This window comes from Paraglaciecola algarum (assembly GCF_021532655.1).
GTDB lineage: Bacteria > Pseudomonadota > Gammaproteobacteria > Enterobacterales > Alteromonadaceae > Paraglaciecola > Paraglaciecola algarum.
The window spans coordinates 200151-214333 of record NZ_JAKGAS010000006.1; the positions used below are offsets into that span (position 1 = coordinate 200151).

Annotated in this window: 9 protein-coding genes; 2 read left to right on the forward strand and 7 right to left on the reverse strand. The window is 39.6% G+C overall.

The window, feature by feature from the left end; translation table 11 throughout:
* Positions 1 to 8: 8 nt before the first annotated feature.
* From L0668_RS12455 to purM, 6 genes are all read right to left on the reverse strand, one after another.
* Positions 9 to 3311, reverse strand: a complete 3303-nt coding sequence (locus L0668_RS12455; protein ID WP_235312964.1) for a transglutaminase family protein — start codon at positions 3309 to 3311, stop codon at positions 9 to 11.
* 380 nt (positions 3312 to 3691) lie between these two features.
* Positions 3692 to 4474 carry an SHOCT domain-containing protein gene (locus tag L0668_RS12460; RefSeq protein WP_235312965.1) on the reverse strand — a complete coding sequence of 261 codons (783 nt, stop codon included), beginning with the start codon at positions 4472 to 4474 and terminating at the stop codon, positions 3692 to 3694.
* Between the two features lie 385 nt (positions 4475 to 4859).
* Positions 4860 to 7325: an acyl-CoA dehydrogenase FadE gene (gene fadE, locus L0668_RS12465; protein ID WP_235312966.1), complete on the reverse strand. Its 2466-nt coding sequence runs from the start codon at positions 7323 to 7325 to the stop codon at positions 4860 to 4862.
* A 258-nt stretch (positions 7326 to 7583) separates the two neighbouring features.
* Positions 7584 to 8345, reverse strand: coding sequence for a DUF3108 domain-containing protein (locus tag L0668_RS12470; RefSeq protein ID WP_235312967.1), 762 nt, complete (start codon positions 8343 to 8345; stop codon positions 7584 to 7586).
* The gene (gene purN, locus L0668_RS12475; protein ID WP_235312968.1) at positions 8305 to 8961 is read right to left on the reverse strand and encodes a phosphoribosylglycinamide formyltransferase; all 657 of its coding nucleotides are present in this window, start codon (positions 8959 to 8961) and stop codon (positions 8305 to 8307) included. Before purN ends, L0668_RS12470 begins: the two co-directional genes overlap by 41 nt.
* The gene (gene purM, locus L0668_RS12480) at positions 8962 to 9999 is read right to left on the reverse strand and encodes a phosphoribosylformylglycinamidine cyclo-ligase (RefSeq protein ID WP_235312969.1); all 1038 of its coding nucleotides are present in this window, start codon (positions 9997 to 9999) and stop codon (positions 8962 to 8964) included.
* 302 nt (positions 10000 to 10301) lie between these two features.
* Here purM and L0668_RS12485 point away from each other — a divergent pair, with 302 nt between their 5' ends.
* Positions 10302 to 11417, forward strand: coding sequence for a DUF2066 domain-containing protein (locus L0668_RS12485; protein WP_235312970.1), 1116 nt, complete (start codon positions 10302 to 10304; stop codon positions 11415 to 11417).
* Positions 11405 to 12124 carry a DnaA regulatory inactivator Hda gene (hda, locus tag L0668_RS12490; RefSeq protein ID WP_235312971.1) on the forward strand — a complete coding sequence of 240 codons (720 nt, stop codon included), beginning with the start codon at positions 11405 to 11407 and terminating at the stop codon, positions 12122 to 12124. The genes L0668_RS12485 and hda overlap by 13 nt, the downstream gene beginning before the upstream one ends.
* Positions 12125 to 12155: 31 nt before the next feature.
* Here hda and acs read toward each other — a convergent pair whose 3' ends face one another.
* Positions 12156 to 14099 carry an acetate--CoA ligase gene (gene acs / locus L0668_RS12495; RefSeq protein WP_235312972.1) on the reverse strand — a complete coding sequence of 648 codons (1944 nt, stop codon included), beginning with the start codon at positions 14097 to 14099 and terminating at the stop codon, positions 12156 to 12158.
* Positions 14100 to 14183 lie beyond the last annotated feature (84 nt).

A 14183-nucleotide genomic window follows, 5' to 3' on the forward strand; every position in this document is an offset into this window, starting at 1 on the left:
CTAAATAATTAAACTAATGGTTTGCGACGCAAATCCAGTGTATTTGGGTAATCTTTATTAAGGGGTTCTTCATCTGGGATAACAAAATCGTTATCTCCATCATGCTCAACAAACCTATGTTGTACTTGTTCATGAGACGCAACAGGGGCGTCTTCTTCTTTAATCGCCGGTGTGTGACCATGATCCCAAAAACGCGCTATTCGCCTACCTTCTGCTTCAAAAGCATTGACAGGGAATGTCTCTGGGTTACGACCACCAGGGTGACTTACATGATATGTGAACCCGCCAACTGAACGCCCAGACCATGTATCAAACACGTCAATGACTAATGGGGCATGTACACCAATAGTAGGATGAAGTGCCGAAGGTGGTTGCCATGCGCGGAATCGAATACCCGCAACAAACTCACCTTTTGTTCTAGTTTGTTTTAACGGAATGCGGCGACCATTACAAGCGATTAAATACCGATTGTTAGGCATATTGGTTACTTTAACCTGAACACGCTCTAATGACGAGTCTACGTATCGAGCTGTGCCCGATGAAGTCGACTCTTCACCCATAACATGCCAAGGCTCAATTGCGGCACGTAATTCCAATTGAATTTGTTCAATTTCTCGCACGCCACATTGAGGAAAACGGAACTCAAAGAAGGGTTCAAACCAATCAGCCTTGATATTATATCCGGCCCGTTGCAAGTCTCGACATATTTCGCCGATATCTTCTTTGACGAAGTGCGGCAGCAAAAACTTGTCATGCAATTCAGTATTCCATCTGACTAAAGGCTTATGATAAGGCTGTTTCCAAAACCATGCTAATAAGGTACGTAACAGCAACATTTGCATTAAGCTCATACGAGAGTGAGGAGGCATTTCAAAGCCTCTAAATTCTACTAAACCTAATCGTCCTGTTGCTGAATCAGGTGAATAAAGTTTATCAATACAGAATTCAGCGCGATGGGTATTACCAGTTAAATCAACTAATAGGTTACGAAGCAAACGGTCTACTAACCAAGGCTGAGGCACTTCTCCGGTAGGCATTTGTGAAAAAGCAATTTCAAGTTCATACAATAGTTCATCACGGGCTTCATCTACCCTTGGTGCTTGACTTGTAGGACCTATGAACATACTAGAAAATAAATAAGAAAGTCCTGGGTGATGTTGCCAAAAAGTAATAAAACTACGTAATACATCTGGTCTGCGGATAAATGGACTCTGCGAAGGTGTTTTGCCACCCATAGTGACATGGTTGCCTCCTCCGGTACCTGTATGGCGTCCATCTAACATGAACTTTTCGGCAATCAGTCTATTTTCTTTGGCTAGCGCATAAAGTGCTGTGGTATTTTTTACCAACTGTGCCCAGTTATCGACTGGGTGTACATTGACTTCAATGACACCTGGATCTGGTGTCACAGCGAATTTTTCGACTCGGCTATCGTACGGCGGCGTATAACCTTCTAAAACAACAGGAATAGACGATGCTTTTGCTGCATATTCTATCGCTCTTAATAGCGTTAAATAATGTTCAAAATCAGTGACAGGTGGCATAAATACGTAAAGTTTACCTCCTCGACACTCAAAACTAATGGCGGTTTTAACCGGATCTTGATTAACGGTCACATTAGCATTTTTGATCCGCCCAAAGGTTTTAGGTATCGCATTAGGATCACGATCGATTAAATTGGGTGGTAGTCCAATACTTGATAAAGGAAGTCGGTAACCCATAGGTGAATCACCAGGTAGTAAGAAACAATTACCACGTTTAAAATGCCATTCACTGGTATTCCAACAGTTGTTATCTCCCCATTGAATGGGAATGATATAGCCGACTGGTTTTTCGATACCATGTTCCATTTTCGCCAAAAAGGTTTTACGAGACATGGCATCTAGCAATTCAGGCGCATCTGGAGAGGTTTCTAAAGGTAAATTACCTTCTTGCCATAGGTGATAAAGTACATCTTCAAAGCCAGTTACAACACAATCTTCTGGGATCTTTAATTTTTGCGCAAAGGCATCGGTGAAACGTTTGGCATCTTCTGTGGTGAAATCAGTTTTGTCATTGATATTAGCCAATAAAGATTGATCTTTCCAAAGTGCTACACCGTCTTTGCGCCAGTATACGGCGTATTGCCAACGGGGCAGGGGCTCACCCGGATACCACTTACCTTGCCCGTAATGACGAAAGCCATTTTCGGTGAACTTGTCTTCCATTGACATAAAAAGATTATGCGCGAGTCGACGTTTATCTTCTCCGTCAGCTGCAATACTCCATTGTTCAGATTCCATATCGTCGATGGAAATAAAAGTAGGTTCACCACCCATGGTAAGGTGGATTTTTTGCGCTTTAAGATCTTTATCAACCTGCTGTCCAAGGTTGTTAATTGCAGCCCACTCTATATCTGAATAAGGTTTGGTCACCCTTGGTGTTTCGATTAACCTACGGACTTTGTTAGAAAAACTGAATTCTGTCTCACATTTATCAACACCTCCAGAAACTGGCGCAGCCGAACTAGGTTCTGGTGTACAGGCTAAGGGAATATGACCTTCACCAGCAAACAAGCCTGACGTGGCATCTAAGCCTATCCAACCTGCGCCAGGGATATAAACCTCACACCAAGCGTGTAAGTCAGTGAAATCTTGTTCTGGGCCACTGGGGCCATCTAGGGATTTTTCATCAGATGTGAGTTGGACTAAGTATCCTGAAACAAATCTTGCGGCTAAACCTAAATGTCTAAAAAGTTGAACTAATAACCAAGCTGAATCTCTACATGAACCAGATTTTTTCTTTAAGGTCTCAGTGGCACTTTGTACGCCTTGTTCGAGCCGTATGCCATATTTAACCATTTGATAAATTTGTTGGTTAACCGCAACCAGAAAATCAACTATCACCATGCCTTGGTTTTTCTTTTGTTCGGCAATCAGTTTTTTCATCTCTGAGGAAGGGGTTTTAGTTTCTGTTTCTAGATAGGGTAATAAATCTTGTTTTAGGCGCTTTTCGTAAGCAAAAGGATAATTATCAGCATATTCTTCTACAAAAAAATCAAATGGATTTATCACCGCGAGTTCGGCTACAACGTCAACAGTAAACCAAAATTTGCTGGTTTTTTCTGGAAAAACTACCCGGCCTAAATAATTACCGAAGGGGTCTTGTTGCCAATTTATATAGTGGTTCTCTGGAAATATTTTTAGCGAGTAACTTTTAATTGGTGTACGACAATGTGGAGCCGGGCGCAATCTAAATACATGGGGCCCCATATTAATAGCTTTATCATAATGATATTCAGTATGGTGGGTAATACCGACTGTTATTGTCATTTATCTATTCTCACTTATTGATAATAAAAAGAGTTCAAATCTAGGTACTTCAGAAAACAAAAGAATCAAATAGTGTGAAATTTGCTCCTTGCCACACATCAACAATACCCCGCACTCATTCCCTTTACAATAGCCGTGTGCAGAGGCATAGCTGTTTATTATTCTTTGTATCAGTTTGGCACAGCGTTGCACTACAATAGGGCGAGAAATAGGTTGATATGGGGTTCTATAAAGAGATTAAAGTAAAAACTTAGTGAGGGTAAAGCTGTTCGGTGAGGCCTATTCACCGAACGGCGAGATTAAACTTATTATTTTAATCTCGCACTAAATTATTTTTGGTGTTTTAATTACCATGAACGACACTTTATGGCTGTTTAGCTTTATATTCTATTAAGTAATTCTGTTTTTTTCGCATCGTATTCACCTTCGGTTATCGCACCTGCATCCCTTAATTTTGCTAATTTTTCAATAAGTTGAATAATTTCATCAACTGAAGATGTACTTGCACTAGGTATATTTATTTTCTTGGGAGCAGGTATCTCGGAGTCGTTATTAGTATTCTTGGGAGCTGAGTGTTGTGTCGGTTCAGCAAAGTTAGCTTGGGGAGCTGGTACTAACTCTTCACCAGATATTATGGGTAGGCTATTAACAGCAATTGTGCCATATTGGCTACTAAAAGTTAGCGATGAATCGCCACCTTGTTGTTGACTCACACCACCTATATTGTTGTCTAAGGTGTCATAAACAGTGACTTGTCCATTAATCTCAACCGCTAAGCGATTTGGAAAAACCGCATAACGAATATTGTTTTGGCCACCACTACTAAATGGATTGCCTAGCTCTCCTGGCCACCATTGGCTGCTATCTGGTGTTCCTTTAGGAATGGGGACAAATATTTGCAAATTAGCTAAGCCATTGGCTAGCTCATTACAAAGGTTATCGACTGTCATTTTTAAACTGTAGTTGAAAAGATCACTAACCATAGTCATGCCACCGCGCATCCATTGACCAGATCCTCCTAATTCAGGGCAGTTAAATTGTGCCATACTGCCTGAGCCATTATTAACAGCAATAAGCATATGCATTACTGCATCAAAACTGAGGTTGTATTTGCTACTTAAATTATTGACTAGTTGTTGTCCATCTGGAGTCAGATTTTGCATGTTTTGTGCACTCTATAGGTAAAGGCTGAAGGGGTACATAATGATTAAATTTGTCATTACATGCATATAATGGAAAGTGACAATTTGGTGTGTTTTGCAGCTTCCTTGTGTGAGCTGAAAGTTTACCATATTGTATAAAAATAAAACGTATTTAATAGCATTTTCGGTAGGCAAATTAGACATTAGCTTACGGTTATATAGTTTTTCACAATTTTATAGTTGTCTCTGGATGTAAATACGCGAATTCAAGCAGTTTTGCTTTTGAAAAATTGGAATAAGATCGATAGTTATATCTCTTTCATTAAAGGTTAATGTAAAAAGCCCTGAACATAATGTTCAGGGCTTTTGGTTTTGGATGTTATAGCTAGGCTTAACTCAGATAATTTTAACTCGCTTTAGCCACTCTTGGTTTTCTTTTCGCCTTAGGTTTCGGCGCACCGCCTAATAATTCATGGGGGGCAAAATCATCAACGTTAATGGTACGTAATCTGCCTAGTTCAGTTACACGTAATAATTCAGCTTGCTGTTCATTGATTACCTCCAGCTCTAGGCCTTTTTCAGCTAATTTATCGAGTTGAGTGAATGGGAAACGTTGTCCCGCTGCTTTACATATTTTGTCATATATTGGTTCCGCAGCCACAATGTTTTCTAGCGTTTGCTCTAAATCACCAAACAAACTTCCGTCAATACGAGCTAAGTATTGGTCTTTGCCTAAACGTGTCCGTACATCATTTGGTGTTTGTAATAATTTAGCTATTTTATGATCAAGCTTATCAGACGGACGTTTGTATTTTTTGCCAAATGGCATAACCACCAATTTTAGTACTTTTCCTAAAATTTTATTTGGAAAATTATCCAATAACTCTTCAAGTGCAATTTCTAATCTTAATAAACTATCTTGCATGGCCCAGTGCATTAAAGGTGCATCTTCAGCCTTGCGACCTTCGTCGTCAAAACGTTTTAGCACACAGGATGCTAGGTACAAATAGCTTAGAATATCGCCTAATCGAGCAGACACTCTTTCACGGCGTTTAAGATCGCCACCTAAAGTTGCCATAGCGATATCAGACAAGAGTGCTAAATTTGAACTGTAGCGTTGCATGGAGCTGTAATAGCCACGGGTATGGTCCATAAAAGGCGCTTGAGTAAACTTTGCAGCCGTTAACGAGAACCATAAACTACGGAAAAAGTTACTCGTGGCAAATCCAATGTGTCCGAATAAGGCTTGGTCAAACTGGTTTAATCCTTCTTCTTCATTTTTATTATTGGCGGCGACTATTTCAGCTAAAACATAAGGATGACAACGCATAGCGCCCTGTCCATAAATCATCATATTTCGCGTCAATATGTTAGCGCCTTCCACCGTAATGGCGATAGGCGCGCCTTGATAACCACGACCTAGATAGTTGTTTGGCCCAAGCATGATCCCTTTACCACCATGAATATCCATGGAATCTGAGACTAATTGCCGAAGTTTTTCAGTGAGATGGTATTTACAAATAGCCGAAACAACCGACGGTTTTTCACCTATATCAATTCCTTTAGTAGAAAATGACGTAACCGCATCCATCAAATAAGTATTACCACCTATACTGCCTAGCTTCTCTTCAATACCTTCCATTTTACTGATGGGTAATTTGAACTGGCGGCGGATCCTAGCATAGGCACCAGTAGCTAAAGCAATGGACTTAGCTCCACCTGCAGAAGTTGATGGCAGAGTAATAACTCGACCTACAGATAGACATTCGACTAACATACGCCAGCCTTGACCTATCATTTTTTCGCCGCCAATAATAAAGTCGATTGGCACGAATACATCCTGTCCTCTTATCGGTCCGTTTTGAAATGCTATGTTTAGAGGAAAGTGGCGGTTACCAATATCCACACCTTCAGTTTCTCTAGGCACTAAAGCACAAGTGATACCTAGGTCTTCTTTTTCTCCTAATAAACCATCAGGATCGTACAATTTAAATGCCAAGCCAATAACCGTTGCCACCGGGGCTAGCGTGATATAACGCTTGTTAAAGGTAAGCTTCATACCTAGCACTTCTTTACCTTCCCATTGTCCTTGACAAACAATACCGGAATCTGGCAAAGACCCTGCGTCTGAACCCGCTTCAGGCCCAGTCAAGGCAAAACAGGGAATTTCGTCGCCAACTACCAATCTGGGTAAATAATAATCTTGTTGTTCTTGCGTGCCATAAAGCTGTAACAGCTCTCCAGGACCGAGTGAATTAGGTACACCTACTGTGCTGGATAAAGCTGAACTGACCCCTGATAATTTTTGTAATACGCGAGATTGGGCATAGGCCGAAAAATCTAAACCACCGTATTGTTTATGGATGATCATGGCAAAAAACTTATTCTCTTTAAGAAATTGCCAAATCTCTGCTGACAGGTCAGTATCCTTGTGGCTTATTTGCCAGTCATCACACATAGCGCAAACTTCTTCAACTGGCCCATCTAAAAATGCTTGCTCTTCTGCTGTTAATCTAGCTTGAGGTATATTATGTAAGGTTTGCCAATTGGGATTACCACTAAATAATTCGCCATCCCACCAGACTGTTCCTGCTTCAATGGCATCTTTTTCTGTGTTAGACATTTCTGGCATGATATTTTTATACATCTTAAGCAGCGGTGAAGTGATGTATTGTTTGCGGATAGATTCAATGTTTAAGGGGATAGCAAAGACTAGAAATAATAGCCAGGTAATTTCACCGACAATATTAAAAATATTACCAATTAATAATAGACAAAAAATAGTGACACATGCGTTGAATAGCTTCATTCTAAAGTAACTAACAGTGCCTAAAGTGGCGATGATAAATAAAAACCATATTAACATTTGCATAATAAACTCTATTAGAGGTCAGACCAGAAATTCAAAGGTATATTTTTGCTAAACAAAGATCAAGCGTAACCTTATTGTATTAGCAAATTATTTGATCTGAGGTGTATGCTGATTGATCTTATGCCGAATCGTTTTCTTAAAGAATAACCAGAGCTGTACTTGAGAATTGATTATTCTTTCTATTTATATACAGCTTATATGCAGCATTAATCTGAGGAGGAATAATATAATAGTGTTAAGTTAGCAGAGCTGGCCGTTTTACTGCTGTGCGGTTTTATTTTCGGTGAAGGTAAACTTTTTCAGGCGAATTTCACCTTGTTCATCCCCGTCTTTAAACTGTTGCAATTTAACCAGTTGATAATTAAGTTTTGGGGCAAACCAAGCAATAGTTTCTCTTGATGAGTTATCCCGCTCTAAAATAACTTTAATGCTATCTAACATTCCGTAGGGCAATTGTAATTTTTCCTGGCCAATTACTTTTACATCATAGTGTCTTAATTGGCCTCGATTATTAATAAGGTCATATGAAAACTCTTTTGCCCCGGAGGCCAGTTTTAGTTGAGCGTCTAAACGGTATAGTTGATTGTCGAAATGACCATTCCAACTGATAGGCTCTCCATTATTGACGGTGATATTTTGATTTTCTTTAGAAAACTCAATGCCTATATTTTTATTAGAACCCGTTCCTGTACGTTGGTATATATAAGTTTTAGGTATGATTGTATTGTTTTCGAATGAAAATATACTGGTTTCGGCACGTTTATCAGATAAGAAAAATGCAGATACTTTTGAATAGTAATCTAAGGTCAATTGACCGGTTTCATCAGAAGATAGCTCTAATGTCGCGTAACCTAAATCTCTACCAAAACGAAAGGCAGAATATTCAGCTTTGAATGATTTTAGAGTAGGGGAGTTGTCTGCATTAACTTGATGAATGAATAATAAGCTCGTTAGTATGGCAATCCAAATAGCCACTAACCTAGCCAATGGCATAACCCATTTCTGGTAACTCTTTATCATCTAATACTGCCTTATTGTTTACCATTTTTAATCTGTTTGTGCAGAACCAATTAATCACTAATGGATACATCTTACGTTCTTGTTCCTGAACTCTTTGGGCTAACTCATCAGTTTCTTGTTCTGCAAAAATAGGCACTTTAGACTGCAAAACCACAGGGCCACCGTCAAGTTCAGGTGTAACAAAGTGAACCGAAGCCCCATGTTCTTTATCTTTAGCGTCTATCGCCCGCTGATGTGTATCTAAACCTTTGTACTTGGGCAACAAAGATGGGTGAATGTTCAACATACGCCCTAAATAATGTTCAACAAATACAGGCGTGAGGATCCGCATAAAACCGGCCAATACAATTAAATCAGGCTGGTATTGGTTAATAGTCTGCATAAGTTTCTGATCATACTCTTGACGACTATCAAAGCCTTTGTGATCGATAAAAATAGCCGGAATATTTGCATTTTTAGCTCGGGTTAAACCATAGGCAGATTCTTTATTGGCAATAACTGCGGAGACTTTCCCGTTTATTTTGCCCAATTCAATTTGGTCAAGAATCGCTTGTAAATTGGAGCCGTTACCTGAAACCAATACCACCAATGATTTTGAATTACACTCGTTTGACACTTAGTTTATCTCAACCTGTTGTTCTGACTGGCTGTTTTCAATATGGCCAATAACCCAGGCGTTTTCGCCTAACTGGTTTAAAATTTCAACTGCTTGGTCGGCTTTATCTTTTGGTAAAGCTATCACTAAACCAACACCACAATTAAAAGTACGGTACATTTCGTGAGTCGTCACATTACCTTTTTCTTGTAACCAATTGAATATGCCTGGCCATTGCCAGCTGCTGCCATCAATCACTGCTTTAGTACCAGCTGGTAATACTCGAGGAATATTTTCCCAGAAACCACCGCCAGTAATATGTGAAATAGCGTGAACTTCGATTTGTTCCAATAGTTTTAGGACAGATTTTACGTAGATACGGGTTGGTTCTAATAAATGCTCAGACAAGGCTTTGCCTTCGAACAACTCGCTAGTATCACTGCCAGACACTTCGATAATTTTACGGACTAGAGAATAACCGTTTGAATGAGGCCCAGATGAACCTAATGCAATGAGTGTATCGCCATCAGCTACTTTTGAACCGTCAATCACATCGTCAGCTTCGACTACACCTACGCAGAAACCCGCGACATCGTAGTCTTCACCGTGGTACATACCTGGCATTTCAGCAGTTTCACCACCGATTAAAGCGCAACCCGACAATTCACAACCTTTACCTATACCGGTTACTACTTCTGTAGCTGTGTCTACGTTTAGTTTGCCTGTGGCGTAATAATCTAAGAAAAATAAAGGTTCTGCACCTTGTACTATCAAATCATTTACACACATGGCGACTAAATCAATACCTATACCAGCGTGTTGTTTCAGATCCATAGCGAGTCTAAGTTTGGTACCCACACCGTCAGTGCCTGAAACTAATAGTGGTTTTTTGTATTTTTCTGGAAGAGAACACAGTGCGCCAAAACCGCCTAAACCGCCTTTTACCTCGGGTCTATGGGTTTTCTTTGTGACCGATTTAATTCGTTCGACTAGCTGATTGCCTGCGTCTATGTCGACTCCAGCGTCTTTATAACTTAATGATGAATTGTTGTCGCTCACGTCTTTACCTCAATTGGCCACAAAAAAAAGAGCGCAGATTTTAGCAGTTTGCTTGGGGAATACCAATTAAAGATAACCTGTTTGCTCATCGAATTTTTATCTAGGTGTTTAGTTTGCTTATAAATTAATCATAATTATCAATTTGTATGCTCTGCTTGCTAGGTTTGCTATTGAGTTTGTTTAAGAGTCTCACTAATTTGTTAAACAGTTGATGAATTTTATCTTTAAATAAAAGACAATATGCTTTTTGTCATTGATTTTTGAGGAGTATTGGTTCAAATGCCAATAAAACAGTGGCCCAAATGCCAATAAAACAATACATAGTTAAACTTGCATTTTGTTGGGTGATATTATTTGCTTGGCATACCAACCTGCACGCAGCTGTGATTGAAGGATTGTTTGACGCGAACGTGGCAGTAATTAATCAATCTGATAATAATCGTGCAAAAGCATTTCAACAAGGCATGAAACAAGTACTGATTAAAGTGCATGGAAGCGATGACTTGCTAAAAGATCAAGAAATTCGTAAAGCTATTACTAGAGTAACTCGTTACGTGCGGGCTTATAGTTATGAAACGGTAGATACCCAGCAATTTATTACTATTAACTTTGATCAAGATCGTATTTCAGAACTTATTCGCACTGCAGGTTTTACTATTTGGGGAAAAAGGCGTCCAGATACATTGGTGTGGTTAGGCATGCAATTGCCTGACAGTAATAACAAAACCTATTTGACTATAGATAATCAGCCACAAATTTATGCTGCTATGAGCAAACAAGCGGCATATAGGGGGATTAACTTAGTTTACCCGTTATGGGATTTAAATGATGTACAAAATCTGAGCGTTTATGATATCTGGGGGGGATTTACTCAGCGTATTATAGAGGCTAGTTACAGATATGGCGTACAATCGATTATTTCCGCTAGGGTGTATCAAAGTCAACAAGCATCGGTGAGTGACGAAACGGAACTTGAACCGGTTGACTATAAACCAGGGCAATGGGTAGTGGATTGGACCAGTATTGAAGATGGAAAAATCTTGTCGGGCCAATTGACGATTGATAGCTTTGAAGATCTCGCAGTACGTTTGATTAATGAATTGGCTGATCAACTTTCGGCCAAGTACGCTATTGATATTGACAGCCTTCATTCAAATCAAGAAAAAACCAAAATTGTTATCAATAATATTGCAAGTATTGAGTCTTATGTGCAGGTGTTGGCATTTTTAGAAAGTTTAAGTGTGGTGAATAATGCTACCCTGATCAACCAAAATGGTTCTAGAGCTACATTTGAATTGAGTTTGTTCGGAGAGTTTTCTGATTTAAATACCGCTTTAAAATTGGAAAGCAAACTGCAACCTGTAATGGATGAATTTGGGCAATCGCTTAATAATGCGGAGTTCCTTTGGTTCAAGTAACGAGTCAGCTTTCATTACCCGTTTCAATTAAAGAAGTGGAAACCTTTGAAAGTTATATTCAGGGGCAAAATGCTCAAGTCTGTGATTATTTGCAGCAGCTCTTAAACCAATTCAAAACCGACACAGTAGAACATTGGTTAAGCTACTTGTTTAGTGAAAGTGAGGTAGGAAAAAGTCACTTATTATATGCAACTTGCCAACAGGCTGAGCTTGATAACATTAGTAGTATTTACCTTAAGTTAGAAAGAAACACGGAATTAACCCCAGATGTATTGTTTGGGCTAGAGCATTATTCACTCATTTGTATCGATGATATTCATGAACTAGAAGATTCTAGGGAATGGCAAGTCGCATTATTTGATTTGATTAATCGAGTGAAAGAACAAAATACAGGGTGTTTGATAATGACAGGTAACCAACCGGCAAATCAGCTCCCGATTCAATTACCTGATTTACTGTCTCGTTTGTCTTGGGGTATAAATTTTCAACTTATTTCCTTAACCGATGATCAAAGACAACAAGCGTTGATCATAAGAGCTGAAATGCGAGGCATGAATATGCCTAAAGAAGTGGCTAAATTTTTGGTTAATCATTGGCCTAGAGATATGTCTTCGTTAATAAACTCTCTAGACCAACTAGATGAACAATCCTTGCAGCAGCAACGTATGCTCACCATTCCATTTGTAAAAAGTATTTTAGATTTATAATCCAATTATTTATTGGTTAAACAATAATAATTTATGCCTTGTTTAGTCTGCCAGCAATTAAGGTTTGAACTGAGCTAGGCTCAGCAAGGGTGCTAATATCACCCAATTGCTCATGCTCGTTAGCCGCAATTTTTCGTAATATTCTGCGCATAATTTTACCAGAGCGTGTTTTTGGCAATGCTTGAGTCCATTGAATTAGGTCTGGGGTGGCGATAGGACTGATTTCCTGACGCACCCAAGTGTTGATTTGTTTGGTTAACTCACTATTAGTAACTTGCCCGTCAATTGGTGTAACAAATACATAGATACCTTGTCCTTTTATGTCATGGGGAAACCCCACAACAGCAGCTTCGGCAATGGCAGGATGAGCAACTAAACAGCTTTCAATTTCAGCAGTGCCTAATCTATGGCCCGATACATTTAAGACGTCATCTACTCGGCCCGTTATCCAATAATAGTCATCTTGATCACGTCGACAACCATCTCCAGTAAAATAAACATTCTCATAAGCACTAAAATAAGTATCGATAAACCTAGAATGATCAGCATAAATAGTACGAGCTTGACCAGGCCAACTAGCTTTAATAACTAAATTTCCTTCTGCTTCGTCAGATAATTCCTCACCATCTTGATTTAATAAAGCTGGTTGAATACCAAAGAATGGCTTACTGGCCGCTCCTGGTTTAAGCTCAGTGACACTAGGTAGCGGCGTCATCATTATGCCACCTGTTTCAGTTTGCCACCAAGTATCCACAATAGTGCAGTTTTTATTGCCCATGACTTCGTAATACCAATGCCAAGCTTCTGGATTGATTGGTTCGCCCACTGAGCCTAATTGTCTTAAACTGGTTCGCTCTGTGTCTTGGATAGGCTTTGTGCCATGAGCCATTAAAGAACGGATCACTGTGGGCGCGGTATATAAAATATTGACCTGATGTTTATCTACAATTTGTGCCACACGGTTAATATCTGGGTAGTTAGGTATACCTTCAAATAATAGGGTAGTGGCCCCATTAGCCAAAGGCCCATAGACCATATAACTATGACCTGTTATCCAACCCACATCAGCTGCGCACCAATAAATTTCATTTGGTTGATAATCAAACACATATTTGTGGGTCATAGCAGCATAAACTAAATAGCCACCTGAGGTGTGCACCACACCTTTAGGTACACCTGTTGAACCAGAGGTGTAGAGAATAAATAGAGGGTCTTCGGCTTGCATGATTTCTGGCTCGCAAATACTAGTACAATCTTGGATTAATTCTTGCCAGCAAACATCTTGTGAATGCCAATTTATGTCACTACCTGTATTACGAAGTACTATGGTTCGCTCAATGGTTTTGCAGCGATTGCCTGTTAATGCTTGATCAACATTACTTTTTAAAGGGACTGTTTTTCCGCCTCTACGGCCTTCATCTGCAGTAATTAATACTTTGGCTTCACAGTTGTTTATCCTATCTGCTATGGCGTTAGGAGAGAATCCAGCAAATATTATTGAATGTACTGCGCCAATTCTGGCACAGGCCAACATGGCATACGCAGCTTCGGCAACCATAGGCATGTAAATTGCCACTCGATCACCTTTACTCACACCTAACTTTTTTAAGCCATTAGCTAACTGACACACTTGATCGTGTAGCTCTTGATAACTAATGTGTTTATCTTTGCTTGGATCATCGCCTTCCCAAATAATGGCTGTTTGTTGTGCCTGTGTTTTTAGGTGCCTATCAATGCAGTTGTAACTTACGTTTAGTTCACCGTCTTCAAACCAGCGAATATCCACGTTGTTTTTGTCATAGGAGGTGTTTTTAATTTTGGTCGGCTGATGTGCCCAATTTAGTATCGATGATTGTTTCTGCCAAAATGTATCTGGATCATTAATTGACTCTTGATACATCTCTTCATATAGCTCAGGCGTAAGGTGGGAATTCTGTTTAGCTTGCGCCGGCACTGGGTATAATAATTCTGTCATGATAGGTATCCATGCATAAAGTTTATAACTAATTAAACATTTTTAGCGTGTTACACGCACAGGTGAACCATAAAGCGAGAACAG